Source organism: Erythrobacter oryzae, assembly GCF_030271515.1.
Classification (GTDB): Bacteria; Pseudomonadota; Alphaproteobacteria; order Sphingomonadales; family Sphingomonadaceae; genus Erythrobacter; species Erythrobacter oryzae.
On record NZ_JASCXI010000004.1, the window covers coordinates 192,147 to 216,380 of the forward strand.

General features: G+C 68.5%; 24 protein-coding genes. 12 read left to right on the plus strand and 12 right to left on the minus strand.

What is annotated here, in order from left to right; translation table 11 throughout:
* Nucleotide 1: 1 nt before the first annotated feature.
* Entirely contained in the window at nt 2-1,369 is a 1,368-nt protein-coding gene (glmU, locus tag PFX90_RS13520; RefSeq protein ID WP_285713069.1) for a bifunctional UDP-N-acetylglucosamine diphosphorylase/glucosamine-1-phosphate N-acetyltransferase GlmU, read from the minus strand.
* 75 nt (nt 1,370-1,444) lie between these two features.
* Between glmU and PFX90_RS13525 the strand changes: the two genes are divergently transcribed.
* The 3 genes from PFX90_RS13525 to PFX90_RS13535 all read left to right on the plus strand — a co-directional run bounded on the left by PFX90_RS13525 (nt 1,445) and on the right by PFX90_RS13535 (nt 3,954).
* Nucleotides 1,445-2,140, plus strand: coding sequence for an HAD-IA family hydrolase (locus tag PFX90_RS13525; protein ID WP_285713071.1), 696 nt, complete (start codon nt 1,445-1,447; stop codon nt 2,138-2,140).
* Between the two features lie 138 nt (nt 2,141-2,278).
* Nucleotides 2,279-3,208, plus strand: coding sequence for an SDR family NAD(P)-dependent oxidoreductase (locus PFX90_RS13530; protein WP_086736229.1), 930 nt, complete (start codon nt 2,279-2,281; stop codon nt 3,206-3,208).
* Nucleotides 3,209-3,312: 104 nt separating this feature from the next.
* Nucleotides 3,313-3,954, plus strand: a complete 642-nt coding sequence (locus tag PFX90_RS13535) for a DUF4328 domain-containing protein (protein ID WP_285713073.1) — start codon at nt 3,313-3,315, stop codon at nt 3,952-3,954.
* 4 nt (nt 3,955-3,958) lie between these two features.
* Here PFX90_RS13535 and PFX90_RS13540 read toward each other — a convergent pair whose 3' ends face one another.
* Genes PFX90_RS13540 through PFX90_RS13555 form a run of 4 tightly spaced genes read right to left on the minus strand, consistent with a single transcriptional unit; the run spans nt 3,959 to nt 7,106 of the window.
* On the minus strand, nt 3,959-4,327 hold the full coding sequence (locus PFX90_RS13540) for a DUF2794 domain-containing protein (protein WP_285713074.1): 369 nt from the start codon (nt 4,325-4,327) through the stop codon (nt 3,959-3,961).
* Nucleotides 4,328-4,335: 8 nt separating this feature from the next.
* Entirely contained in the window at nt 4,336-5,109 is a 774-nt protein-coding gene (epsC, locus tag PFX90_RS13545) for a serine O-acetyltransferase EpsC (RefSeq protein ID WP_285713075.1), read from the minus strand.
* 54 nt (nt 5,110-5,163) lie between these two features.
* Nucleotides 5,164-5,802 (minus strand): HdaA/DnaA family protein, encoded by a 639-nt coding sequence (locus PFX90_RS13550; protein WP_285713077.1) that lies wholly within the window; start codon nt 5,800-5,802, stop codon nt 5,164-5,166.
* A 14-nt stretch (nt 5,803-5,816) separates the two neighbouring features.
* Entirely contained in the window at nt 5,817-7,106 is a 1,290-nt protein-coding gene (locus PFX90_RS13555; RefSeq protein ID WP_285713078.1) for a heavy-metal-associated domain-containing protein, read from the minus strand.
* 68 nt (nt 7,107-7,174) lie between these two features.
* On the opposite strand from PFX90_RS13555, the gene purM reads away from it, so the two are divergent.
* Genes purM through PFX90_RS13570 form a run of 3 tightly spaced genes read left to right on the plus strand, consistent with a single transcriptional unit; the run spans nt 7,175 to nt 10,459 of the window.
* The gene (gene purM, locus PFX90_RS13560) at nt 7,175-8,293 is read left to right on the plus strand and encodes a phosphoribosylformylglycinamidine cyclo-ligase (protein ID WP_285713079.1); all 1,119 of its coding nucleotides are present in this window, start codon (nt 7,175-7,177) and stop codon (nt 8,291-8,293) included.
* On the plus strand, nt 8,286-9,251 hold the full coding sequence (purN, locus tag PFX90_RS13565; protein WP_285713080.1) for a phosphoribosylglycinamide formyltransferase: 966 nt from the start codon (nt 8,286-8,288) through the stop codon (nt 9,249-9,251). Before purM ends, purN begins: the two co-directional genes overlap by 8 nt.
* Nucleotides 9,251-10,459, plus strand: coding sequence for a sulfotransferase family protein (locus tag PFX90_RS13570; protein WP_285713081.1), 1,209 nt, complete (start codon nt 9,251-9,253; stop codon nt 10,457-10,459). The genes purN and PFX90_RS13570 overlap by 1 nt, the downstream gene beginning before the upstream one ends.
* A gap of 4 nt (nt 10,460-10,463) precedes the next feature.
* Here the strand turns inward: PFX90_RS13570 and PFX90_RS13575 are convergent, their stop codons facing one another.
* Nucleotides 10,464-11,276, minus strand: coding sequence for a hypothetical protein (locus PFX90_RS13575; RefSeq protein WP_285713082.1), 813 nt, complete (start codon nt 11,274-11,276; stop codon nt 10,464-10,466).
* Between the two features lie 131 nt (nt 11,277-11,407).
* Nucleotides 11,408-11,830, minus strand: coding sequence for a nucleoside-diphosphate kinase (ndk, locus tag PFX90_RS13580; RefSeq protein WP_273984638.1), 423 nt, complete (start codon nt 11,828-11,830; stop codon nt 11,408-11,410).
* 170 nt (nt 11,831-12,000) lie between these two features.
* Between ndk and PFX90_RS13585 the strand changes: the two genes are divergently transcribed.
* The gene (locus PFX90_RS13585) at nt 12,001-12,642 is read left to right on the plus strand and encodes a dioxygenase family protein (RefSeq protein WP_285713083.1); all 642 of its coding nucleotides are present in this window, start codon (nt 12,001-12,003) and stop codon (nt 12,640-12,642) included.
* Between the two features lie 6 nt (nt 12,643-12,648).
* On the opposite strand, the gene PFX90_RS13590 is transcribed toward PFX90_RS13585, so the two are convergent.
* The 4 genes from PFX90_RS13590 to PFX90_RS13605 form a co-directional block, all read right to left on the minus strand.
* Complete coding sequence (locus PFX90_RS13590; RefSeq protein WP_285713084.1) at nt 12,649-13,161, minus strand: hypothetical protein; 513 nt, start codon at nt 13,159-13,161, stop codon at nt 12,649-12,651.
* 63 nt (nt 13,162-13,224) lie between these two features.
* Nucleotides 13,225-13,659, minus strand: a complete 435-nt coding sequence (locus tag PFX90_RS13595; protein WP_285713085.1) for a DNA polymerase III subunit chi — start codon at nt 13,657-13,659, stop codon at nt 13,225-13,227.
* A complete protein-coding gene (locus PFX90_RS13600; RefSeq protein ID WP_419180102.1) occupies nt 13,656-13,799 on the minus strand; it encodes a DUF2256 domain-containing protein in 144 nt (47 codons plus the stop codon). The genes PFX90_RS13595 and PFX90_RS13600 overlap by 4 nt, the downstream gene beginning before the upstream one ends.
* Nucleotides 13,800-13,823: 24 nt before the next feature.
* Complete coding sequence (locus PFX90_RS13605; protein WP_285713086.1) at nt 13,824-15,284, minus strand: leucyl aminopeptidase; 1,461 nt, start codon at nt 15,282-15,284, stop codon at nt 13,824-13,826.
* A 125-nt stretch (nt 15,285-15,409) separates the two neighbouring features.
* Here PFX90_RS13605 and PFX90_RS13610 point away from each other — a divergent pair, with 125 nt between their 5' ends.
* The 5 genes from PFX90_RS13610 (at nt 15,410) to PFX90_RS13630 (ending at nt 22,114) form a co-directional block, all read left to right on the plus strand.
* Nucleotides 15,410-17,680 (plus strand): LPS-assembly protein LptD, encoded by a 2,271-nt coding sequence (locus PFX90_RS13610; protein ID WP_285713087.1) that lies wholly within the window; start codon nt 15,410-15,412, stop codon nt 17,678-17,680.
* Between the two features lie 223 nt (nt 17,681-17,903).
* Nucleotides 17,904-19,271: a peptidylprolyl isomerase gene (locus PFX90_RS13615; RefSeq protein ID WP_285713088.1), complete on the plus strand. Its 1,368-nt coding sequence runs from the start codon at nt 17,904-17,906 to the stop codon at nt 19,269-19,271.
* Complete coding sequence (pdxA, locus tag PFX90_RS13620; protein WP_285713089.1) at nt 19,268-20,275, plus strand: 4-hydroxythreonine-4-phosphate dehydrogenase PdxA; 1,008 nt, start codon at nt 19,268-19,270, stop codon at nt 20,273-20,275. Before PFX90_RS13615 ends, pdxA begins: the two co-directional genes overlap by 4 nt.
* Nucleotides 20,276-20,362: 87 nt before the next feature.
* Nucleotides 20,363-21,184, plus strand: coding sequence for a 16S rRNA (adenine(1518)-N(6)/adenine(1519)-N(6))-dimethyltransferase RsmA (gene rsmA / locus PFX90_RS13625; RefSeq protein ID WP_285713090.1), 822 nt, complete (start codon nt 20,363-20,365; stop codon nt 21,182-21,184).
* Nucleotides 21,185-21,247: 63 nt separating this feature from the next.
* Nucleotides 21,248-22,114, plus strand: a complete 867-nt coding sequence (locus tag PFX90_RS13630) for a hypothetical protein (protein WP_285713091.1) — start codon at nt 21,248-21,250, stop codon at nt 22,112-22,114.
* A gap of 20 nt (nt 22,115-22,134) precedes the next feature.
* Here PFX90_RS13630 and PFX90_RS13635 read toward each other — a convergent pair whose 3' ends face one another.
* On the minus strand, nt 22,135-24,231 hold the full coding sequence (locus PFX90_RS13635; protein ID WP_285713092.1) for a malate synthase G: 2,097 nt from the start codon (nt 24,229-24,231) through the stop codon (nt 22,135-22,137).
* Nucleotides 24,232-24,234 lie beyond the last annotated feature (3 nt).

A 24,234-nucleotide genomic window follows, 5' to 3' on the forward strand; every position in this document is an offset into this window, starting at 1 on the left:
CTTACCCCTTCTTCTCCGCCGCCTTCTTCTTCTTCATCGTATCATGAAAACGGTCGGCCCAACCGTCTTTCACCAGCTGCTCGGCGCGCACCATCCGGAGTTCGCCCGGGGCGACATCGCGGCTGACGGTCGAGCCCGCCGCGACAATCGCGTCCGCGCCGATGGTGACGGGCGCGACCAATGCGGAGTTGGAGCCGATGAAGGCGCGCTCGCCGATCACGGTCTTGTATTTGAAATAGCCGTCGTAGTTGCAGGTGATCGTCCCCGCCCCGATATTCGCGCCTGCGCCGATGGTGGCGTCCCCCAGATAGGTGAGGTGGCTCGCCTTGGCGCCCTGGTGGAGCACGGCGTTCTTCACCTCGACGAAGTTCCCCACAAAACTGTCCTCCTCAAGCACCGCGCCGGGGCGCAGACGCGCGAAGGGGCCGACCTTGACGCCGCTCGCAAGCGACGCGCCCTCGATATGGGAATTGGCGCGGATCAGCACCTTGTCGGCGACGCGAACACCGGGGCCGAAGAAGACATTGGGCTCGATCGTGACATCGCGGCCGAGCTGCGTGTCGTGGGCGAAGAACACCGTCTCGGGCGCGATCAGCGTTGCGCCCTCGTCCATCGCGCGCAGGCGGCGGGCGGCCTGCCAGCGGGCCTCGGCCTGCGCCAGTTCAGCGCGGCTGTTGATCCCGGCGACCTCGTCCGCCCCCGTCTCGATCACCACCACCCTATCGCCGCGCGCGATGGCATTGGTGGCGACGTCGGGGAGGTAGTATTCGCCTTGGGCATTGTCGTTGCCGACGCTTTCGACCAGCGGCCACATGTCGTCCGAGTGCGCCACGATCAGGCCCGAGTTGCACAGGCCCACCCCACGCTCTTCGGGCGAGGCGTCCTTGAACTCGACCATTTTCCTCACCGTCCCGTCGGCATCGGCGATGATCCGGCCATAGGCGAGCGGATCGGCCGGGCGGAAGCCGAGCACCGCGACCTTCGCCCCGCCCTCGAGCGCGGCGAACAGGCGGCGCACGGTGTCCGCCTGAACCATCGGGCAATCGCCGAAGCACACCAGCACCAGACCCGAGAAATCGGCGAGCGCCGCCTTGGCCTGAAGCGCGGCGTGGGCGGTGCCGAGCTGCGGCTCCTGCAAGGCCACCGTCACCTCGCGTCCCGCCAGCGCCTTGGCGAGCTGCTCGTGCCGGTCGCCCGCGACCACAACGGTGCGCGCGAGGTCAGCCTCGGCGAGGCTGTCGAGCAGGTGCAGCAGCATCGGCTTGCCCGCGATGGCGTGCAGCACCTTGTGCGTGTCGCTCTTCATCCGGGTGCCCTTGCCCGCGGCAAGGATGATGGCGGCGAAAGGGTGGGTCGTCGTCGTGGTCATGCGCCTGTCCTTAGGGAAAGGCGCGCTTGCCAGCAAATGCTTGCAGATTGAAGTAGCTTGCGCCACCGAATCCCCATGACGGACATCCCCTTCGGCGCGATCGGCTTCGACCTCGACGGCACCCTGCTCGACACCTTCCGCGACCTTGGCGCGGCGGTGAACCATGCGCTGGTTCTCGGCGGCTTTGCCGAGGTGTCGGTCGAGACAAGCAAGGACCTGATCGGCGGGGGCGCGAAGATCATGCTCGCCCGTGCGGTCGAAGCGCAGGGGGGCCTGCCCGAGGACGAGTTCAAGCGGCTCTACAAGGCGATGCTCGGCTATTACGAGGCGAACAATGCGGTTCACACCGTCCCCTACCCCGGCGTGCGCGAGGTGCTGGCGGAGCTGGCCGACAAGGGCGTGCGCATGGCGGTGGTCACCAACAAGTTCGAAGCCTTCGCCCGCAGCGTGCTGACCCAGCTCGACCTGATCGATGCCTTCGAGACCGTCATCGGCGGGGATTCGATGGGCAAGGGGCCCGACGGCCAGTTTCTCGCCAAGCCCCACCCTGCCCCCGTCCTCAAGGCCCGCGAAGTGCTGGGCGGCGGCAGCTTCGTGTTCCTCGGCGATTCGACCTATGACGTGCGCGCGGCCAAGGCGGCGGGCGTGCCGGTGATCGCGGCGGCCTATGGCTATTGCGACCGCCCCCCGCACGAGCTCGGCGCGGATGCGGTGATCGATTCGTTCGAGGGGCTGATTCCGGCGCTCGAGGGCCTCGCGCATGCTGCCTGACCCTACGGCATAGCCCCCTGCCTTTTCCGCTGTTGCATGGGCCGCGTGAAAGTGCCACGCAGCGCGCCGCATATCGGTTTACGCGGGCGTAAAGCGCAACAGCGCTCCGCCCTCTCACACAGGCAGGAGAGAACACCCATGACCATCAGCTTCAAGGACAAGGTTGCCATCGTCACCGGTGCGGGCGGCGGGCTCGGCAAGGCCTATGCGCTCGAACTCGCCCGTCGCGGCGCGAAGGTCGTCGTCAACGACCTCGGCGGCTCGCGTGACGGCACCGGCACCTCGGACGCCGCGCAGCAGGTGGTCGAGGAAATCCTCGCGGCAGGCGGCGAAGCCATCGCCAACGGCCACTCGGTGACCGAGTTCGACCAGATGGAAGCGATGGTCGCCCAGGCCAAGGAAAAGTGGGGCGGCGTCCACGTCCTCATCAACAACGCCGGCGTGCTGCGCGACAAGACTTTCGCCAAGATGGAGCCCGCCGACTTCGAATTCGTCGTCAAGGTCCACCTCACCGGCAGCGCGTTTGCCACCAAGGCCTGCTGGGAGACTTTCCGCGAGCAGGGCTATGGCCGCATCCTGATGACCGCCTCCTCGACCGGCCTGTTCGGCAATTTCGGTCAGGCGAACTACGGCGCGGCCAAGCTCGGCCTTGCCGGTCTCACCAAGACGCTGGCGCTGGAAGGCGCGAAGTACAACGTGCGCGTCAACACGCTCTCGCCGGTCGCGGGCACCCGCATGACCGAAGACCTCTTCCCCGAGGAAGCCTTCAAGCTCTTCGCCCCTGAGAACGTGGTCCCCGCCGCGCTGTTCCTCGTCAGCGAGGACGCGCCGACCAACGCCATCGTCGGCGCGGGCGCGGGCGGCTACCACTCCTCGTGGACGGTGATGAACGATGCCGTGTGGCTGCCCGAAGGCGAGCGCACCCTCGAAGGCTTCGCCGCGCGGTGGGAGGAGATCAACTCCTTCACCAACCTCATCGCCCCGCAGTCGGGCAGCGAGCAGTCGGGCAACATCCTGCGCGCGATGCAGAAGGTCACCGGCACCGGGCCGACCTCGGCGCGCGGCTGAAGCCCCGCAGGCCCCTCAAAAGACTTGAAAAGCTGGCGCCCCCGTGCAGAAATGCGCGGGGGCGCTGCGCATGGGTCGCGCGGGTCCGCCAAGGGGGCAAGCACATGCAGACCGGAAACCTGCGCACCTTCGCGCTGCTGGCGACAATCGGCGCGTGGATGGTCTTCGCGCTCTCGCTGCTGAGTGTGGTGGTGACCGGGCTCTCGGTCGTTTTCCGCGATCCCGGCAACGAACTCGCCCCGCTGCCCGCAGTGCTGGCGCTGATCGGCATCGCTCTCAATCTGACTTTCCTCGGATCGGTCATCCCGGTCCTGCTGTGGATCTACACCGCCCACGCCAACCTGCGCGCGGCGGGAATGCGGGGCCTCAATCACTCCCCCGGCTGGGCGACCTTCAGCTTCTTCGTGCCGGTCGCCAACTTCTTCGTACCCTTCGTCGCGATGCGCGAGCTCGCCAACCGCAGCGCGGGCGAACCTGAGGAATTCGCCGGCTCCTCGGTCGACGATGTCTCGAGCTGGTGGAGCTGCTGGGTGGTCTCGGCGATCGTGATAACGATGGTGCTGCTGACAGTCTTCGTCGATGCGCTGCCGGGCATCTGGGTGACCACGCCGACCTGGGCGGTGCTCGCGCTGACGCTGTTCGGCCAGCTGCTGTTTGCCGGCGCGGCGTGGTTTCTGATCAAGATATTGCGGCAGGTGACCGCCAATCAGCTGAGCGGCGCGGTCGACCTCGGGATGTTCGAGTAGCGGCCTACTCCTCGACCGCCTTCAGCAGCCGCCGCTCCATCGGGGCGAGGACGTTGGCGAGGTCGTGCCCGCGCTTGAGCACCTGCCCGTGCTCGCCGAACAGCGTCCACATCCCCTGCTTGCCGCGCAAGGCGGGGCGCTTTTCCAGGCGGGCCTGGGGGCGTTCGGCGGTGCGGCGGAAGGCGGCGAAAGTGGCGGCGTGGCGGGTGAAGTCCATCGCGTAGTCGCGCCATTCTCCGGCGGCGACCATGCGGCCGTAAAGGTCGAGAATGCGCATCAGCTCGGGCCGCTCGAACCCGACCTGATCCGCGCCGCGGCCGGGGAAGGGAACCACCTGTCCGGGCACACCCCCGGGCGCTTGTGGTGCGGCCATCCCCGGGGTCAGTCCTTGGTCGCCCGCTTGCGCAGGCGCACCGCCGGCTCGACATTGGGGCCGAGCGGGTGGGTCAGGGGATCGGACGCGGGCGCATCTTGACGGTCGGCCAGCATCGCTTTGAGCAGCGCCATTTCCTCGCGCATGGAAGCGACCTCGGCCTCGAGCTTCTCGACGCAGTCGCGGCGCGGGCGGCCCTGCTCGTCGCAAGGGGGATCGTCGCAAGGCGTGCCGTAAGGGGTGAATTCGCGGAGCCATTCCTCGGCCGGAACCAGCGTCGAGCGGGCCTTGATGCCGACCATCGTCGCCCCGGCGGGCACATCGTCGGTGACGACCGCATTCGCGCCCACCCGCGCGCGCTCGCCCACCACAATCGGGCCGATGATCTGCGCGCCCGATCCGATGATGACATTGTCCTGCAATGTCGGGTGGCGCTTGCCGCCCTTGCCGTTGGCGGGATTGGTGCCGCCGAGCGTAACGCATTGGTAAATCGTGACATTATCGCCGATCTCGGCGGTCTCGCCGATCACGGTAAAGCCGTGGTCGATGAAGAAGTTCTTCCCGATCTTGGCACCCGGATGGATGTCGATCGCGGTCAGCAGCCGCGAGAGATGGTTCACCAAGCGCGCAAGGAAGAACATCCGCGCCTCGAACAGCCAGTGCGCGATGCGGTGGAAGCCCAATGCCAGCACGCCGGGATAAAGCAGGATCTCCCAGCGCGAGCGCGGCGCGGGATCGCGGGCGCGCACGGAGTCCAGATAATTGACCAGTTGCTCGAACATCGCCCCTCGCTTTTCCCACCAAAGCGCGCCCGATGCAATCGGCAGCGCGCTGACCTAGAGCAGGCGCTGCTGCTCGGGCCCGTGCAGGGCCTCGAGCGCGGCGCGCCACACAGACATGGTGGCGGGGCTCTGGCGTTCAAGGGAGATGCGGTCGATTGTCGCCACCAGCGCCTCGATCGCGGCGAAGCTGCGGGTGGTGCGCGGCACCAGATAATCCGCCGCGCCCTCGGGCAGGGAGAGCCCGCGCGCCTCGGCATGGGCGAGGATCAGCTCGCCAGCCATCTCGTCGTCGGGCGCGCCGATTTCCAGCTGCAAGGATCCGCCGATGCGCGAGGCAAGGTCGGGGAGCGCGATCTGCCAGCCCTGCGGCCCGGCGGCAGCGACCAGCAGCAGCGCCCCGCCCTCTCTCGTGCCGCCCTGCTGGACCGCATTCCAGCGGTGGAACAGCGCGGTCTCGTCCATCGCTTGCGCGTCGTCGATCACCTCGAGGCTCTCGCCATGCAGCCCGGCCGCCCAGCGCGCGAGCAGGCTCTTGCCCGAGCGTTGCGGGCCGGTGAGGACGGCGACGTGGAACGGCCAGCGCTCCGGGTGCTGCAAGGCCTCGATCACCGCGGCATTGGCCTCGCCCACCACGATCCGCTGCACGGTGCCGCGGGCGGACAGGGGCAGGGCTATCTGGGACGGCTCTCCCATCGCGGCGCTTGTCTTTAGCGGCTGATGGCGAGCGCGTTCGCCCCGCGCCGCACGTTGAACCCGCGCGCTTCGAGAGCGGCGGCCAGTTCGTCGAGCGATCCGGCAAAGCTCACGCTCATCACCGATGTGCCGCCGATCGCGGTGCTGGTGACGCCGATCCCGCGCACCCCGCCGGTGGTGCGCACCGCGCCGAGCGCCGCGTCATAGGCCCCCGCATCGGGCGTCGCGAACTGGACGGTGATGTTGCGCACCGGGGCCTCGCCGGGTTCGACCCCGGTGACGGGCTGCGCCTCGATCCGCGGCACTTCGCCCGCCGCTGCTGCCGCCGCGGCGGATTTGCGCGCCTGCGCGGCGCGGCCGATCTCGATCAGGCGCATGATCGCCGGATCAATCGCGCCGCCCGCGCCCAGCCTCAGGCTCGGGTCGGGCCGCAGCTTGCCCGAGGCGAGCGCGCCGGTGAAAATCTGGTCCATCCGCTCGACCGCCTGCGCCAGCATCTGCGGCACGCCGTCCGGGTTGTCGGCCTTCAGGGTGAAGGTGTCGAGCGGGCGGCTGTCGGGGCCATAGCGCGCGGTGAAGGTGCCGGTGACCGGCCCGCCGGGGAACTGGTGGTCGAGCCGGGCGAAAGCCATCAGCACGTCGGTCGCGCCATACTGGTCGAGCGTCGAGCGCCACCAGCCGCGGCTGTGCCGCCCGGTCTGGCCGAAATTGACCAGCAGCGAATCGCCCCCCGCGCCGCTGAGGCGGACGTAGTCGATCCGGCTCGCGCCCGGGTTGAACTCGGCCCAGGCGCGCTGCCAGGGATTCCTCTGTTCGTAGGTGATATAGGCCCCGCCGCTCTCCTGCACCGGGATCAGCAGCAATGGCGCCGAACGCGAGGCCTGCGCCGCCCCGCCGAGATAGGCGCCCGCGCGCTGGCGGTCGAACACCACGCCCAATGTGGCGATGTAGCGCCGGGGGCCGAGGCGTTCCTTCTCGATCACGATTGCCGAGACGAGGCCTTCGAGCTGGCTGTCGGAGAGCTTGGGGCCCTTCAGCTTCTCCCACGCCTTGCGCTGCGCCTCGCGCCAGCCATTGGTGCGCGCCTCCTCGGCGCTCTTGCCCTGCACGTCGACGCTGATGCCCTTGACCTCGATGTCGGCGCTGGCGGCGGTGGGTGCGATCCCGCGCTCGCCCGCGACCTGCGCGATCACGGCGTATCCGCCGCCGAGCAGGGCCAGCATCAGCAGCACGCCCGCGAGCCAGCGCCGCAGCGCTTGGGAGGGTGCCGCTGCCGGGCCGGGAAGGGAAAGCGTCGCACGCATGGGGAAAGCCCTGCCCCTTTGCCCAAAGGCGGGTGGAATTCCAAGCGCGAACCGCTATGGCGCTGGGCATGACTTCGGGGACAGAAGAGAGCAAGCCGCAAGGCTCGGGCTACACCTATGCCGACGCGGGCGTTTCGATCGCGGCGGGCAATGCGCTGGTGAAGGCCATCGCGCCCTTGGCGAAAGCCACCGCGCGGCCCGGTGCGACGAGCGAGCTGGGCGGGTTCGGCGGATTCTTCGACCCCAAGGCGGCGGGCTATAAAGACCCCCTGCTGGTCGCCGCGAATGATGGCGTGGGCACCAAGCTCAAGCTCGCGATCGAGCATGACCGGCACGACACGGTCGGCATCGACCTCGTCGCGATGTGCGTCAACGATCTCATCGTGCAGGGCGCCGAGCCGCTGTTCTTCCTCGACTATTTCGCCACCGGCAAGCTCGAGAACGGGGTCGCCGAGCGGGTGATCGCGGGGATTGCGGAGGGCTGCAAGATCGCCGGCTGTGCCCTCATCGGCGGCGAGACGGCGGAGATGCCGGGGATGTATGCGGCAGGCGACTACGACCTCGCGGGCTTCTGCGTCGGCGCGGTGGAGCGCGGCGAGCAGCTCACCGGCGACAAGGTTGCGCCCAGCGACGTGCTGCTGGGGCTTGCGTCGAGCGGGGTGCATTCCAACGGCTATTCGCTGGTCCGCAGGCTGGCGGCGGACAAGGGCTGGAAGCTGAACCGCCCCGCCCTGTTCGATCAGGACGTGCTGCTGATCGACGCTCTGATCGCCCCCACGCGCATCTATGTCGCAAGCCTGCTGCCGCTGATCCGCGCCGGGCTGGTCAATGCCCTCGCCCACATCACCGGGGGCGGGCTGCTCGAGAACATCCCGCGCATCCTTCCGGACGGCGCCCACGCCCATGTCGATGCCGACCTGTGGCCCCAGCCGCGCCTGATGGCCTTCCTCCAGGCGCAGGGCAATATCGAGCCCGAGGAAATGGCCCGCACCTTCAACTGCGGCGTCGGCATGGTGCTCGCCGTCAGCGAAGGTAATGTTGCCGAGGTCACCGCCAAGCTCGAAGCCGCGGGCGAGACGGTCGTCACGGTCGGCCGCATCGAAGCGGGCGCAAAGGGTTGCACCGTGCGCGGCTCTGTCGAAACGTGGTCCGCCAAGAGCGACTGGAGCGCGACGCACCTTGGCTGAGAAAGCCCGGATCGCCGTCCTCATCTCCGGCGCGGGCACCAATATGGCCGCGCTGGTCTATGCCAGCCGGATGCCGGAGAGCCCCTACGAGGTGGTGCTGGTCGCCTCCAACAATCCCGATGCCGAAGGGCTGGCGCTCGCGCAGGCCGAGGGGATCGCGACCTTCGCCCTCCCCCACAAGGGCCTGACCCGCGAGGCGCATGACGCCGCGATGGAGGCCGCAGTCCTTGAAGCAGGCGCGGATTACATCGTGCTCGCGGGCTACATGCGCATCCTCTCGGACGGGTTCGCCAGCCGCTGGGCGGGGCGGATGCTCAATATCCACCCCTCGCTGCTGCCGCTCTACAAGGGCACCGGCACCCACGAGCGCGCCATCGCAGCGGGTGACAGCCACGGCGGTGCAAGCGTCCATCTGGTGACGCCCGAACTCGACTCGGGCGAGGTGCTCGCGCAGATCGCGGTGCCGATCACGCCCTCCGACACTGCCGAAGGCCTCGCCGCCCGCGTCAAGCTCGCCGAGCACCAGCTCTACCCGCGCGCCGTGGCTCACTACGTCAGCCGCTGGCGTGACCCTGCCGCCCTGCTGGCCCGCGTCCGCGCACTCGCCCTAGCCCTCCCCGAAACCGACGAGCGCGAGAGCCACGGCAGTCCCGGCTTCCGCGTCGGCGGCGAGAAGTCCGGCAAGTATTTCGCCTATTTCGCCGACCAGCACCACGGCACCCCGCATATCGCGCTGCTGGTGCGCACCGGATCGATGGACGAGCTGCTCGCGCTGGTCGAGGATCAGCCCGAGGTCTATTTCAAGCCCGCCTATTACGGCGCGAGCGGGTGGGTGGGGATCATCCTCAACCGTCCGGGCGTCGATTGGGACGCGGTCGGCGCATGGCTGGAGCGCAGCTGGCGCGGTGCCGCGCCCAAGCGGCTGACGCGGCTCATCGACATTGCGGACGAGTTCTGATGCCCCGCCCCACCCGCGATCACCTGCTGGCCCGCGGGCCGCTGGCGGAGAAGGCCAACGACTTCCTCGGCAAGGCATGGGAGCGCGGCTGGTTGCCTCCGCCGGAGCTCGGCCCCGACGAACTGTGGGCGCTCGCCGCCAAGCCCTATGGCGCGCGCGCCGAAGCGGCGGAGCACGGGGGCCGCTCGGAGGAGGACGTCGCCGACTTCCGCGAGCGGCTGGCGCGGATGCTCGCCTCGGTCGAAGGCGAGGCGGCGCTCAACCCGCTGGGGCGCGCGCTGGCATGGGGGCAGCTGGCGCGGGTGGTGAAGAACCGGCTCGCGCTCGGCGCCTTGTGGCTGGAACGGCCCGAGCTGCTCGAAACGCCCCTCGCCCCGCCGATCATCATCATCGGCCATATGCGCAGTGGCACCACCCGCATCCACACGCTGCTCGCCGCCGATCCGGCGCACTCGCACACGCGCTATTGCGACGCCTATCACCCGGTGCCCTCGCGCCTCGGCTTGGGCCGGGTGAAGGCGGCGATGGAGCTGGCGATGCTCGGCCTGCTCAACCCGTGGTTGCAATCGATCCACCCGATGGCCCCGGCGGCGGTGGAGGAGGAGCTGGCGTGGATTTCCGCCGCGCTCCACCATTCGATCTACGAGAGCCAGTGGCACATCCCGGCCTATTCGGCGTGGAGCGAGGCGCGCGCGCCCCTGCCGATCTATCGCGAATTCCGGCGCATCCTCCAGACCGACGCCGCGCACCGTGGCCTCGCCGACAAGCCCCGTGTGCTGAAAGTCCCCGCCTTTGCCGAGGACCTATCGACGATCCTCGCCCTGTTCCCCGACGCGCGGCTGGTGCTGGCCGAGCGCGAGCACGACGCGGTGCTCAAGAGCGCGATCAGCCTCGCGGCCAACCAGATGGCGATGCAGTCGGACGATTGCTGCCTCGAGCGGATCGAGGCCCGCTGGCGGCACAAGATCGCCCTGCGCGAGGCGCGGATGGCCGAGGCGCTTGAGGGCTGGCACGGGCCGACGGCGCGCGCCTGCTTTGATGCGCTGAACGACGACTGGGAGAGCGCCATCGCCGGGATCTACACCGATCTCGGCCTCGCGCTCACTCCCGAAGCGAGTGCGGCGATGCGCAAGGTCATGGCCGCGAGCGAGGATGGGCACCACCACGCCCATGCCGAGCAGCTGGCGCGGTTTTCCGGCGCAGCCTGACCGGTCAGCCGACGCCCATCAGCGCCGGCACCCGCGACAGCCACCAGTCGCTGCCCCACAGGACATAGACGAGCAATGTCGGCGGCGCCCAGCAGGCAAGCCACACCCCATAGGCGCGGTGAATGTGGCGGTGGCGCAGGACATCCCACGCGAACATCGGCGCGATCCACACAAGCGTGAAAAGGTCGAGCGAGAGCGGGCTGGCGGGCATGGTCGAGGGCAGCCATGTCAGCCGCGCGATGGCTGCGGGCAGCGGCACCACCGTCGCAAGGAAGATCATCCGCTTGTGGAAGCCGGGATCGCTCAGGCGCGCACGCAGGGCGAGAACGACGCACAGGGGAAACACCACAGCCGCCACCAGATTGCGCAATGTGATGTTGCCCTTGCGGACGAGCTCGGCCTCCAGACCCTGACGCTCGGCACCGGTGGCGAGCGCTGCCGCATCCCAGTACTGGCCGTAGATTGTCGGCACCAGAATGGCGCCCGTGATCACGATCGCAGGCGCGAGGACCAGCGCCGAGGCTCCGAGCGTCATGTGCAGCCTGCGATTGCCGCTCGCCATCAGCGCGGACTGCACCAGCAGCAGGCTGAGCCATGCCCCCATCAAGAGGGCGTGGACATGCAGGATCAGCGGGAAGGCCGGGCGCGCGCTGGCGGCGACCATGTCGATCTTCCTGACCGAGTCGGGGATGAACCCCGCCAGCGCGGTCACGAAGAACAGCGCCGCCATGACCACGAAAATCCAGCGGTCGACGCTGGTCGCCCAATCGCCTTCACCCTTGCCACTGGCAATCGTGTCGGATGCTGACCCCGCCATGCCGTCCCCCCAGACAGTGCTGAAGGCCGCAGGTTACCACCGCGCCCCAACTGCGGCAAGCAAGCGGCCGGCAGAGACACAAACGGCCACCGGGGATGCCGGTCATGCCGGGCGGCGAAAGCGCGGGGCGATCAGCCGACGATTTCTTCCGGCTTGAAGAAGAAGGCGATTTCGATCGCGGCGTTTTCTTCCGAGTCCGAACCGTGGACGGTGTTCTCGCCGATCGAGAGCGCCAGTTCCTTGCGGATCGTGCCCGGCGCGGCGTCGGCGGGGTTGGTCGCGCCCATGATGTCGCGGTTGCGGGTGACGGCGTCCTCGCCCTCGAGCACCTGCACCACCACCGGCTCGCTCATCATGAATTCGACGAGTTCGCCGAAGAAGGGACGCTCCTTGTGGACCGCGTAGAAGCCTTCGGCCTGCTCGCGGGTCATGTGGATGCGCTTGGAGGCGACGACGCGCAGGCCGGCTTCCTCGAGCATCTTGGTGACCGCACCGGTGAGGTTGCGGCGGGTGGCGTCGGGCTTGATGATCGAGAAGGTGCGGGTGACCGCCATGATATGCTCCTGTGAACGTCTTTTCGTTGTGGGGGATCTTTGGCCGCGCCCCCTAGTTGCTGCGCTGCAAAATGGCAAGCGTGCGCGCAATCGGGATTGCCGTGCCGCAGTTCCCCTTGGTCGCGCGGCGTGGTATCCTCGACCGCAGGGCGCTTGAGGGGGGGAAGAGCATGGATCACGAACACGGATTGTCGCGGCGTCACTTTGCCGGGGCGGCGCTGGGAGCCGCAGGCCTGATGCTGGGCGGCGGCATGGCACGCGCGGCCGCGCCCGCGCTGACCGAAGGAGGGCCGATCGGGCCGTTCTATCCCGTCACCCGTCCGGGCGACGACGATTTCGACATGACCCATATCAAGGGCCGCAAGGGACGGGCGCTGGGCCGCGTGATCGAGGTGACGGGGCGCGTGCTCGACCGCAAGGGCAATCCGGTGCGCGGCGCCGCGCTCGAGCTGTGGCAGTGCAATGCGGCGGGGCGCTATGCCCATCCGGGCGATATCGCGACCGCCCCGCTCGATCCCAATTTCCAGGGCTTCGCGAAGCTCGTGACCGGGCCAAGCGGCGAGTGGCGCATCCGCACCATCAAGCCCTCGGGCTATGACAGCCCGATCGGCCATCGCACGCCGCATATCCACTTCGACATCAAGGGCCGGCAGGTCCGGCTCATCACCCAGATGTATTTCACCGAGGATCACGAGAGCAATTCGCAGGACGTGCTCTACAACCAGCTTGGCGCGGATGCGGTGACCGCGATGGCGCAACAGCAGGCCGAGGCCGACCGCTACCGCTGGGACATCGTGCTCGCCGAAAGCTGAGGGCGGTCAGCCGCCCTTCTTGGTGCCGATGGTGATCTGGCCGGTGGTCTTGCCGTCATCGCCGGTTGTGGCCGTGACCGATAGCCCCGAGCCATCGCTCTTGCGCTCGCCTGCGACCAGCTGCGTGCCGTTGGTGTTGACCTCGACCTGGATATCGAAACCGGCGGCCTTGGCAGCGTCGCGGTAGTGCGCGACGACCTTGTCGGCGGGCGCATCGACCTCGAAGGCGACCATCGTGCCCTGCGCGTCGGGCTGGTTGACCACCGCGTTGTTGACGACGTTCGATCCGGGATAGAGGCTGAACCCCTCGGGCAGGCTCACCGGGACATTGGCACCCGCGCGCAAGGTGGACTCGCCATCCTTGCCGTCGATGGTCATGCTGGTCTCGCCGGTTTCCTTGTCGATGGTGTATTCGGCGTTCTTGCCGTCGGCGGTCTCGAGCTCGCCCGAGGTCTCCGATCCGCACGCCGCCAGCATCAGCGCCGCGCCGCCAGCCAGAACGATTGCTCTCAGTTTCATTGCCTTGTCCCCCTCGTCACCACGAGCGGGAACATCCCTTATCGCGGGCGCGGGTGCAAGCCCTCAGCCTTTCTTGACCCAACGCCCGGCTTCCTGCGCGAAATAGGCGCGCTCCAGCCCCTCGCGCCCGTCGACCGCGCGCCAGGCCTGCCGCGCCTGCGGGGCAAGCTCGGGGGGGAACAGCAGGAAGACGCGCGCAAAGCCCTCGGTCTCGCGGAAGGTGCCGTCGGCGAGGATCACGTGGCTCGCGCCGTTGGCCGCGACCGGCTCGGGGGCGAGCAGCACCGGCTGGCGATCCGCGCCGGGGCCATCGGCCTCGCCGTTGGCGATGAAGCTCTCCGGCCCCGCTTCCCACAGCGTGCGGCTGATCGCGGCGCGTTGTTCAGGATCGGCGGCGACCACCAGCACCCGCTCGCCCTCGCCCAGCACGCGCTTGGCGATGAGGGCGACGACCTTTTCGACCGGATCGTCCGTCACCTGCCAGAAATCGAGCTTCACCGGGTCCCCCCCTTGCCACTGCGGCAGCGGTCGGAACAATATTTCACATTGTCCCAGTCCCGCTCCCACTTCTTGCGCCACGCGAAGGGCAACCCGCAGGCGAGGCAGGTCTTGGTCGGCAGGTCACTCTTTTTCCGCATCTTGGGGATGGCGGAGAACTCCCTTTACCCTTCGACCACATCCCGCACGAACTGGTCGAGCAGGCGCACGCCATATCCGGTCGCGCCCTTCTCCCAGGTGTGGCCGGGCTTCTGCGACCAGACCATCCCGGCGATGTCGAGGTGCGCCCAGGGGGTGCCGTCCTTGATGAAGCGCTGGAGGAACTGCGCGGCGGTGATCGAGCCGGCCTCGCGCGGGCCGACGTTCTTGATGTCGGCGATCGGCGAATCGATCAGCTTGTCGTAGTTGGGGCCCAGCGGCATCCGCCACAGCTTGTCGCCGCTGGTGAGGCCCGCCGCCGAAAGCTGCGCGGCGAGCGTGTCGTCATTGGCGAACATCCCGCCATATTCGTTGCCGAGGCTGATGATCATCGCGCCGGTCAGCGTGGCGAGGTCGACGATCCGCGCCGGGCTATATTGCTCCTGCGCCCAGTGGAGCGCGTCGCACAGCACCAGTCGGCCTTCCGCGTCGGTGTTCAGGACCTCGACCGTCTGGCCGCTCATGGTGGTGACAACGTCGCCCGGGCGCTGCGCGGCGGCATCGGGCATGTTCTCGACGAGGCCCATGACGCCGATGACGTTGGCCTTGGCCTTTCGGCTCGCGAGCGCCAGCATCGCGCCTGCGACGGCCCCCGCGCCGCCCATGTCCCACTTCATGTCCTCCATCCCCGGCGGCGGCTTCAGCGAGATGCCGCCGGTATCGAAGGTCACGCCCTTGCCGACGAAGACGGTCGGCTTCTCGCCCGCCGCGCCGCCGTTCCAGCGGATCGCGAGCAGCTGCGATTCGCGCGCCGAGCCCTGCCCGACGCCGATCAGCGCGCCCATGCCGAGCGCCTTCATCTCCGCCTCGCCAAGCACGGTGATCTCGACCCCGGTGCCCGCGAAAGCCTCGCGGCAGGCGGCGACGAAGGTTTCGGGGTAGATGATGTTGGCAGGCTCGGTGACGAGGCCGCGGGTGAACTCCACCCCCTTGGCGAGCGCCGCCTCGCGCTCCCACGCGGCGGCGGTGCCCTCGGGCGCATTCACGACGTGGACCGCGGTCAGCGAGGGGCGCTTGTCGGCGGGAAGGCGCGTGCGATAGGCGTCATGACGCCACGCGCGCAGGCGCAGCGCGAGCAGCACGGCGGCGGCATCCTCGGCCGAAAGCCCCGCGCCGCCGAGGTCGAGCACCATGGCGCTCTCGCCCGAGACGAGATACTTGGCGGTCAGCGCGGCTCCGGCGCGCTCGCAATTGGCGCGGCGCTCGGCCGATCCGGTCTCGCCCAGCCCGGCGATGGCGATGCGCTTCACGCCGCCATCGACGCTCGCGAAGCCCTCGAACAGCTGGCCCGCGCGGCCCGAGAAACGGCTCGCCGCCGCGCCCTCGACCAGCGCGGTATCGAGCCCGGCCAGCGCCTGACCCTGGTTCACCACCCGCGCATGGAGGCGGATGTCGGCGGGCGGGGCGGCGGTGAGATGGATCTGCATGGGTACTCCGAAAGACACGGGAAGCGGGGGTAATGTCAGGGCGCCCCGAGGCTGCGGCAGGCCGCGCGCGAAGGGGGGCGCAATGGCGATTGCGATTAAGCGCGAGCGGTGCAATAGGCAAGGCCATGTCGGGAGGCTTGCAAGACGCACCGCGCTGCCCAGCGCGCCCTGCCCTGCGCTTCCCGGCGCAGCGTGCGGCGTCGCGCGTGGCGCTCGGGCTGGCGCTGGCGCTGGCCGCCGCCCCGCTCGCCGCACAGGAAGCCGCTCCGGCACCCGCCGCCACCGAGGCCCCCCGCCAGATCGACTTCGAGGCAAGCGAGCTCGCCTATAACGACCAGACCGACACCGTCACCGCGCGCGGCGATGTGATCCTGCGCTCGGAAGACCGCTCGGTGCGCGCCGACGAGGTCGTGTGGGATCGCAACTCCGGCAAGATCATCGCCACCGGCAACATCCGCCTTGTCGACGAGGCCGGCAACCAGCTGTTCACCGACCAGGTCGAGCTCACCGAGGAATTCGACACCGGCGCGATGAGCGAGCTGCTGATTGCCCTGCGCGCGGGCGGGCGGCTGGCGGCGCGCTCGGCGATGCGCGGGGAGAACGGCGTCGCGGTGCTCACCGATGCCGCCTACACCGCCTGCGCGGTGACCGATGCCGAGGGCTGCCCGCAGAACCCCAGCTGGCGCGTCACCGCGCGCCGCGTGGTCTATGACCAGAAGGCCGCCCGCGTGCGCTTCGAGGGCGCGATGCTCGAGCTGTTCGGCCAGCCGATCCTGCCCATGCCCGGCCTCGCGATCCGCACCGACGGCAAGGCCGAGAGCGGCTTCCTCGTCCCCGATGTCCGCATCACGCAGGTCAACGGGCTCGAGCTGTCGGGCGAATATTACTGGCGCATGGCCGACAATGCCGATCTGACGCTGGGCGCCTATGTCTTCTCCAACGTCGCCCCGATGGCGAGCGCCAAGTGGCGGCACCTCACCGAAAAGGGTGCCTATCAGGTCAGCGGCTACGCCACCTTCTCCGACCGCGCGACGGACTTTGTCGGCGGGCAGAGCCTCCAGAACGATCCGCGCGGCTATCTCGATGCAAATGGCCGCTTCCAGTTCTCGCCCGACTGGAGCCTGACCGGATCGATCCGCGTCGCCAGCGACCGCACCTTCCTCAGGCGCTACGACATCAGCCGCGACGACCGGCTGCGCTCGACTATCAATCTGGAACGCATCACCGACCGCTCCTACCTCTCGATCGCCGGCTGGGCGACGCAGACGCTGCGGCTGAATGCCGATCAGGGCCAGGTGCCGCTCGCCCTGCCCGCGATCGACTACCGCCAGAAGATCGGCGACACCGTGCTGGGCGGCAAGCTGATGGTGCAGGCGAACAGCCTCGCGCTGCTGCGCAATGACGGGCAGGACACCCAGCGGGCCTTCGCCGGCGCGCAGTGGGATCTGACGCGGCTCACCCCGATGGGGCAGGTCGTGACCCTCACCGCGCTGGTGCGGGGCGATGTCTACAACACCAACAACAGTCTCGCGACCACCACACTCGCCTATCGCGGGACCGAGGGCTGGACCACGCGCGGCATCGCCACCGCCGCGCTCGACATCGAATGGCCCTTCGTCGGCGAGGCCTTCGGCGGCACGCAGGTGTTCAAGCCGCGCCTGCAGGTCGTCGCCTCCCCGCGCATCCGCAACCTTGCCGTCCCCAACGAGGACGCGCGCGCGATCGATCTCGAGGATTCGAACCTCTTCGCCCTCAATCGCTTCCCCGGTTACGACCGGGTGGAGGACGGCACCCGCGTCACCTGGGGCGTCGACTGGGAGCTGCAGCGCCCCGGCTGGCGGGTGAAGACCACCATCGGCCAGTCCTTCCGCCTCGAAGCGCCGCGCGACGGGCTGTTCCCCGAAGGCACGGGCCTCTCCGAACGCGTCACCGACTTCGTCGGCCGCACCGAGGTGCGCTTCCGCAACCTCGTCCAGTTCACCCACCGCTTCCGGCTCGACAAGGACAACCTCGCGATCCGCCGCAACGAGATCGACGCGACCATCGGCTCGCGCCGCACCTATGTCGAGGTCGGCTACCTGCGCCTCAACCGCGACATCGCCACGGTGGAAGACCTGCGCGACCGCGAGGAGCTGCGCGCCGCCGCGCGCGTGGCGATCGGGCGCAAGTGGTCGGTGTTCGGCTCGGGGGTGTTCAACCTCACCGACCCCGACGAGGACCCGGTGTTCCAGCCCGACGGTTTCGAGCCGATCCGCACGCGGCTGGGCGTCGCCTATTCGGACGACTGCATCGAGTTCGGCGCGACCTGGCGGCGCGACTTCATCGACGCGGGCGACGCGCGGCGCGGCAACGCGTTCCAGATCTTCTTCGCTCTGCGGAATCTTGGATTCCGCTAAACTGGGGGCGCAGAATCTCGGTTTCCGCTGACCCCCGATCAAACGCCTGCAAGAATTGGCAGGGCGCGCAAATCGCGTTAAGGAGCGCGGCGCGGCAAGCTGGGCCGCCCGTGCGGGATCGCGGGGGACTCAGCTTCCATTCAGCCGGTGCGGGGCATCGGCAGCGGCGAGCGTGCGACTTTGCACGCAGCATTGGCCACAAGGCGGGAATGAACGAGTGAGTGTGAAGCTGTTTTCGAAGACGCTCTTTGCCAGGGCCGGAACCGCGCTTGCGGGAGCGGCAATGCTGGGCCTTGCCGCAGCGCCCATGGCCGCGGGCGCGCAGACCGTCGCCGTGCCCACCGCCGACAACCCTTTCGGCCTGCCCGCCGACATCACCCCCTTCGGCAAGGCCGACCCCGACAAGCGCACCGCGACTGCGATCGTCAACGGCTATGTCATCACCGGCACCGACATCGACGAGCGCGTCGCGCTGGTGACGGCGGCGTCCGAATCGCCCATCCCCGAAGAGGAGATGCTGCGCCTGCGCGTTCAGGTGCTGCGCAACCTCATCGACGAGACGCTCAAGATCCAGGCCGCCGAGGCTGACGAGCTCGCCGCCAAGCGCGAGGAGATCGAGGAGACCTACCAGCAGCTCGCCGCGCAGAATTTCGGCAGCGATCCCAAGAAGATGGACGCCTATCTGGCGTCGATCGGCTCCTCGCCCGCTTCGCTCAAGCGCCAGATCGAGGGCGAAGTGGCGTGGGAGAACCTGCTGCGCCGCAATGTCATGCCGCGCGTCAATGTCTCGGCCGAAGAGGTCAACGAAGTCATCAAGCGGATGAACGAGGCCAAGGGCACCGACGAATACCGGCTGGGCGAGATCTACCTCTCGGCCACCACCGAGAACCGCGCGGCGGTGCTCCAGAACGCGCAGGCGATCATGCAGCAACTGCAGCAGGGCGGCAGCTTCGTCGCCTATGCGCGGCAATATTCCGAGGCGAGCACGCAGGTCGTCGGCGGCGATCTCGGCTGGGTGCGCATCGGCCAATTGCCCCCGCAGCTCGCCGCAGCGGTGCGCAGCATGCAGCCCGGCCAGCTCAACGGCCCGATCGAGATCCCCGGCGGCTTCTCGATCGTCTATCTCATCAACAAGCGCCAGGTGCTGATGGCCGACCCGGCCGAGGCGGTCCTGAGCCTGAAGCAGATCTCGATCGCCTTCGCCCCCGGCGTGACCCAGGCGCAGGCCGAAGCCAAGGTCGATGAATTCGGCAAGTATCTGAGCGCCTTGCGCGGCTGCTCCGATGTCGAAGCAGGGGCGGCCAAGATCGGGGCCGAGGTGATCTCGAACGACCAGATCAAGGCCGCCAACCTGCCCGCGCAGCTGCGCGATGTGGTGCTCCAGCTCCAGATCGGGCAGGCCACCCCGCCCTTCGGCGGCATTCAGGAAGGCGTGCGCGTGCTGATGCTGTGCGGGCGCGACGATCCGGTCGATGCAGGCGCGCCGACCTTCGCCGCGGTGCAGAAGCAGATCGAGGACGAGCGCGTCAACAAGCAGGCCCAGCGCCTGCTGCGCGACCTGCGCAACGACGCCTATATCGAGTACAATTGACCTCACCGTCTGCACCCCTCGCCATATCGCTCGGTGACCCGGCGGGCATCGGCCCCGAGGTGATCCTCGGCGCCTGGGCCCGCCTCAGGGCCGAGCGCCGTGCCCCGCCCGCCTTCGTGGTCGGCGGGCCGGAGCTCCTGCGGGCCTGCGCCGAGGGCCTCGGGATCGACTGCCCGATCGTCCCCATCGCCGACCCTGGCGAGGCGCTCTTCGCCAGCGCTGTCGGCCTGCCGGTGCTCGCGCTCCTCGACGGCCCGTGGCACCCCGCCCGCCCCTCGCCCGAGGGCGCGCGGCTGGCGCTGACCTCGCTCCAGCTGGCGGCGAAGTGCGCGCTGGCGGGCGTTGCCAGCGGGCTGGTCACCGCGCCGGTCTCCAAGGGCGCGCTCGCGAGCATCGGCTGGGACTACCCCGGCCAGACCGAGTTCCTCGCCGACGCCTGCGCCCGGCCCTATCGCGACGCGGTGATGATGCTCGCCGGGCCGAGCTTGCGCACCGTCCCGCTCACCGTCCACGTAGCGCTGGCCGAGGTGCCCGCGCTGCTCTCCCCCGACCTCATCATCCACAAGGCCCGCATTGTCGCGGCCGGCCTTGCCCGCGACTTCGGCATCGCCCGCCCCCGCCTCGCGATCGCCGCCTTGAACCCCCACGCGGGCGAAGGCGGCCAGTTCGGCGACGAGGAAGCGCGGCTGATCGCCCCCGCCATCGCCGCCCTCCAGGCCGAGGGGATCGCCGCCACCGGCCCCGTCCCCGGCGACGCCCTCTTCACCCCCCGCGCCCGCCAGACCTATGACGCGGCGCTGTGCATGTACCACGATCAGGCGCTCATCCCGATCAAGGCATTGGAGTTCGACGAGGGCGTCAACGTCACCCTCGGCCTGCCGATCATCCGCACCTCGCCCGACCACGGCACCGCCTACGACATCGCAGGGCAAGGCAAGGCCGACCCCGGCGCAATGGCCGCCGCGATCACCATGGCGGCGGAGATGGCGCAACAGCGTGGCTGACGCACCCGCCCACCCCGCTGCGACTAGGCGGCAGAGCCGCCAAGTCTCGCTCCCCTCCCGCTTGCGGGAGGGGTTGGGGGTGGACACGTGACCACCCTCCCCCCCATCCGCGAGGTCATCCAGCGCCACAACCTTGCCGCCTCCAAGGCGCTGGGGCAGAACTTCCTGCTCGACGAGCAGCTCCTCGCCCGCATCGCCGCGCTTCCCGGTGACCTCAACGGCCAGGCGGTGCTCGAAGTCGGTCCCGGCCCCGGCGGCCTCACCCGCGCCCTCCTCAGAGCGGGCGCGAGGGTCACCGCGATCGAGATGGACCGCCGCTGCCTCCCCGCGCTCGCCGAGTTGGGGGACGCCTTCCCCGGCCAACTCACTGTCATCGAGGGCGACGCGCTCAAGCTCGACCACGCGGAGCTGATGGGCGGCGCGCCCTTCCACGTCCTCTCCAACCTACCGTACAACGTCGGCACCGGGCTGTTCGTGCGCTGGCTCGGCGGCGAGGCATGGCCGCCCCTGTGGCAGTCCCTCACCCTCATGTTCCAGCGCGAGGTCGCCGACCGCATCGTCGCTTCCGCAGGCGAGGACGCATATGGCCGCCTCGCCGTGCTCGCCCAGTGGCGCGCCGAGGCCAAGCTCGCGATGAAGGTCCACCGCAGCGCTTTCACCCCGCCCCCCAAGGTGATGAGCGCCATCGTCCACGTGACCCCCGCGGCCATGCCCGAAGGCGTCAGCGCGCGGATGCTCGAACGCCTCACCGAAGCCGCCTTCGGCCAGCGCCGCAAGATGCTGCGCCAGAGCCTCAAGGGCGTGCCGGGCGCTCTGGAAGCCCTCGCCAGCCTCGGCATCGATGAGACCCGCCGCGCCGAGACCGTCAGCGTCGCGGAATTCGTCGCGGTGGCGAAGGCGCTGAGCTAGATTGAACGCTAAAATTCAACCACTTAACCGCCAGTAAATGCTTTTCGTGTAGAAGCCGTGACAATGACACTCGGCGAAATCATCCAGACGATGCTGCCTGCCCAGCTGCTTCTGCTCTTTTTCATGACGAGCTGGCTGTTCGTGCTGCTGTGCCCGCGTGAGTGGTTTCCCTGGCTCGTGGCTATCCTTTTGCCGGTTTGGTGCGCGATTTGGTGGCTCATGACCCGTCCCGTTCCATCGAGCGACAATTGGTCATTCTTGGGGCGAGGGCTTACGGCGCTCGGTCTCTTCGCAACGCTCGTCGCGGCTGTCCTCCGTAATCTCGTTGCCGCTTTCGCCCGAAGACGAAGGGAGCCGTCGAACAGATTGAATTGGGCGCCTGCCTGGACAAGCGTCGTTGCAACGACCGCGTGCGCCATAGTCCTAGAACTCGGCCCAGTACTGGCACATCAGGTCGGCGCGAGCGCAACGCTGGCACTTTTGCTGGCGCTGGTTGTGGGAAGCGGCCTACTTGCCACGGTTTCGCGACTTGGCACGATTCATCGCCGGTGGGCTCGAACGGTTGCGATCATGCTCTCGGTCAGCCTAGTGCTTATAACGGTTTGGCCTTCCACAGTAAGCGAGAGCGCAAGGACATTCGCAGGCGGGCGACCGTACTGCATCCTTGTGGCGGATGGCGAGAAAAGTGAGCGGCTTGCCACAAGCCGTTGGGACCTATCGCCTCTGATCATGCGCGCAAACGATGGCCATGCTAACGGGATCAATCGACATGCCTATCTAGTCTTTGGCGCGGGACGCTCGGCGCACTGGTCCTACATGCGCGGAAAATTTGTAAACGATCCTTCGCCATTTAATTCAACCGACCAACTTAATCCGGACAGACGCTGCTCGCCGGTTGCAGGCTTTGCCGAGCAGCTACCGTGGTTCTAAGCAGCAGGGTAGGTGCACCCTTAGCCCGTCTTCTTCTTCAATCTCCAAGCATGGAGTAGCGGCTCGGTATAGCCGCTCGGCTGCTCCACCCCCTTGAAGATCAGGTCCTTAGCCGCGCTGAAGGCCGCGCCGGTCTCGTTGCCGGTGAGCGGCACATAGAGCGGATCGCCCGCGTTCTGCGCGTCGACCTTGGCGGCCATGCGGACGAGGCTGTCCAGCACCTGGCCTTGCGTGATGACCCCGTGCAGCAGCCAGTTGGCGATGTGCTGCGAGGAAATGCGCAGCGTCGCGCGGTCTTCCATCAGGCCCACGTCGTTGATGTCGGGCACCTTGGAGCAGCCCACGCCCTGATCGATCCAGCGCACCACGTAACCGAGCAGGCCCTGGCAGTTGTTGTCGAGCTCCTCGCGGATTTCCTCCTCCGACCAGTTCGCACCTTCCGCCAGCGGGATCGCCAGCAGGTCGTCGAGGCCCGCAGGTTCGGGAAGGTGCTTCTGGACGTCGAACACGTCGATCTGGTGGTAGTGGAGCGCATGGAGCGTCGCGGCAGTGGGCGACGGGACCCATGCGGTGTTCGCGCCCGCCTTCAAGTGGCCGACCTTCTCGACCATCATCTGGCCCATCAGGTCGGGCGCGGCCCACATGCCCTTGCCGATCTGCGCCTTGCCCGAAAGGCCGTGGCGAAGGCCGATGGCGACGTTGCGCGCCTCGTAGGACTTGAGCCACGCGCTGCTCTTCATCGCGCCCTTCCGCAGCATGGGGCCTGCGCGCATCGAGGTGTGGATTTCGTCCCCGGTGCGGTCGAGGAAGCCGGTGTTGATGAAGACGATCCGGTCCTTCACCGCGTGGATGCAGGCGGCAAGGTTGGCCGAGGTGCGGCGCTCCTCGTCCATCACCCCGACCTTGATCGTGTGGCGCGGCAGGCCGAGCAGGTCCTCCACCGCATCGAACAGGTCGTTGGTGAAGGCGCATTCCTCGGGCCCGTGCATCTTGGGCTTGACGATGTAGATCGAACCGCAGCGCGAATTGCCGAACTTGCCGTGGCCTTCGACATCCAGCGTGGAGATCGCGCTGGTGAAGACCGCGTCCATGATGCCCTCGGGCACTTCGCTGCCATCGGGCAGGCGGATCGCAGGGTTGGTCATCAGGTGGCCGACATTGCGCACGAACATCAGGCTGCGGCCTTTGAGGGTCTGCGTGGCGCCGCCCACGTCGGTGTAGGTCTTGTCGCCCGCGAGGGTGCGGGTGAGCGTGCGGCCGCCCTTCTCGAAGCTCTCCGACAGGTCGCCGCGAATGATGCCGAGCCAGTTGGTGTAGGCGAGCAGCTTGTCCTCGGCATCGACCGCCGCGACCGAATCCTCGCAGTCGGCAATGGTGGTGAGCGCGGCCTCGACGATGATGTCGGCGATGCCGGCTGTGTCGGTGGCGCCCACCGGCGTGCTCGAATCGAAGACAACTTCGACGTGCAAGCCGTTGTTCTTCAGCAGAACGCCCATGTCGGTGGTGCCGACCTGTTGCGCCGAATCGGCCAGCGCGATGGTGTCGCGGCCCGCAAGGTCGACCCAGCTTCCGCTCGCCAGCGGGAAGGTCGCGTCGAGGAACTGCCGCCCGCGCGCGATCACCGCCGCGCCGCGCGCCTCGTCATAGCCGCCGGGCCTGGCGGGGGCCGCATCGAGCGCGTCGGTGCCGTAAAGCGCGTCATAGAGGCTCCCCCAGCGCGCATTCGCCGCGTTGAGCAGGAAGCGGGCGTTGAGGATCGGCACCACCAGCTGCGGCCCGGCCATGGTCGCGATCTCGGGATCGACGTTCTGCGTGCCGATCCGGAAGTCAGCGGGCTCGGGGACGAGGTAACCGATCTCGGTGAGGAACGCTTTGTAGGCAGCGGTATCGTGGGGTTTGCCCGCGCGCTCGGTATGCCACGCGTCGATCTGCGCCTGAAGGCTCTCGCGCATGGCGAGCAGCGCGCGGTTACGTGGGGCGAACTCGGCGAGGAGTGCAGCGAAGCCCTGCCAGAAGGCGTCCACATCGCGGCCGAGGGGGCCAAGCACCTCGCGCTCGAGGAAGCCCGCGAGGGCGGCGTCCACGGCAAGTCCGGCGCGGGGGGTCATGTCAGTCATCGG

Bases quoted from the DNA above. Each gene is read 5' to 3' on its own strand.
- PFX90_RS13635 (WP_285713092.1), bottom strand. From the start codon at position 24,231: ATGACTGACATGACCCCCCGCGCCGGACTTGCCGTGGACGCCGCCCTC.
- glmU (WP_285713069.1), bottom strand. From the start codon at position 1,369: ATGACCACGACGACGACCCACCCTTTCGCCGCCATCATCCTTGCCGCG.
- PFX90_RS13605 (WP_285713086.1), bottom strand. From the start codon at position 15,284: ATGCAGATCCATCTCACCGCCGCCCCGCCCGCCGACATCCGCCTCCAT.
- PFX90_RS13600 (WP_419180102.1), bottom strand. From the start codon at position 13,799: ATGCGGAAAAAGAGTGACCTGCCGACCAAGACCTGCCTCGCCTGCGGG.
- epsC (WP_285713075.1), bottom strand. From the start codon at position 5,109: ATGTTCGAGCAACTGGTCAATTATCTGGACTCCGTGCGCGCCCGCGAT.
- PFX90_RS13590 (WP_285713084.1), bottom strand. From the start codon at position 13,161: ATGAAACTGAGAGCAATCGTTCTGGCTGGCGGCGCGGCGCTGATGCTG.
- PFX90_RS13525 (WP_285713071.1), top strand. From the start codon at position 1,445: ATGACGGACATCCCCTTCGGCGCGATCGGCTTCGACCTCGACGGCACC.
- PFX90_RS13575 (WP_285713082.1), bottom strand. From the start codon at position 11,276: ATGGCGGGGTCAGCATCCGACACGATTGCCAGTGGCAAGGGTGAAGGC.
- purM (WP_285713079.1), top strand. From the start codon at position 7,175: ATGACTTCGGGGACAGAAGAGAGCAAGCCGCAAGGCTCGGGCTACACC.
- PFX90_RS13530 (WP_086736229.1), top strand. From the start codon at position 2,279: ATGACCATCAGCTTCAAGGACAAGGTTGCCATCGTCACCGGTGCGGGC.
- PFX90_RS13610 (WP_285713087.1), top strand. From the start codon at position 15,410: ATGTCGGGAGGCTTGCAAGACGCACCGCGCTGCCCAGCGCGCCCTGCC.
- PFX90_RS13550 (WP_285713077.1), bottom strand. From the start codon at position 5,802: ATGGGAGAGCCGTCCCAGATAGCCCTGCCCCTGTCCGCCCGCGGCACC.
- PFX90_RS13555 (WP_285713078.1), bottom strand. From the start codon at position 7,106: ATGCGTGCGACGCTTTCCCTTCCCGGCCCGGCAGCGGCACCCTCCCAA.
- PFX90_RS13630 (WP_285713091.1), top strand. From the start codon at position 21,248: ATGACACTCGGCGAAATCATCCAGACGATGCTGCCTGCCCAGCTGCTT.
- PFX90_RS13540 (WP_285713074.1), bottom strand. From the start codon at position 4,327: ATGGCCGCACCACAAGCGCCCGGGGGTGTGCCCGGACAGGTGGTTCCC.
- PFX90_RS13535 (WP_285713073.1), top strand. From the start codon at position 3,313: ATGCAGACCGGAAACCTGCGCACCTTCGCGCTGCTGGCGACAATCGGC.
- PFX90_RS13585 (WP_285713083.1), top strand. From the start codon at position 12,001: ATGGATCACGAACACGGATTGTCGCGGCGTCACTTTGCCGGGGCGGCG.
- PFX90_RS13570 (WP_285713081.1), top strand. From the start codon at position 9,251: ATGCCCCGCCCCACCCGCGATCACCTGCTGGCCCGCGGGCCGCTGGCG.
- ndk (WP_273984638.1), bottom strand. From the start codon at position 11,830: ATGGCGGTCACCCGCACCTTCTCGATCATCAAGCCCGACGCCACCCGC.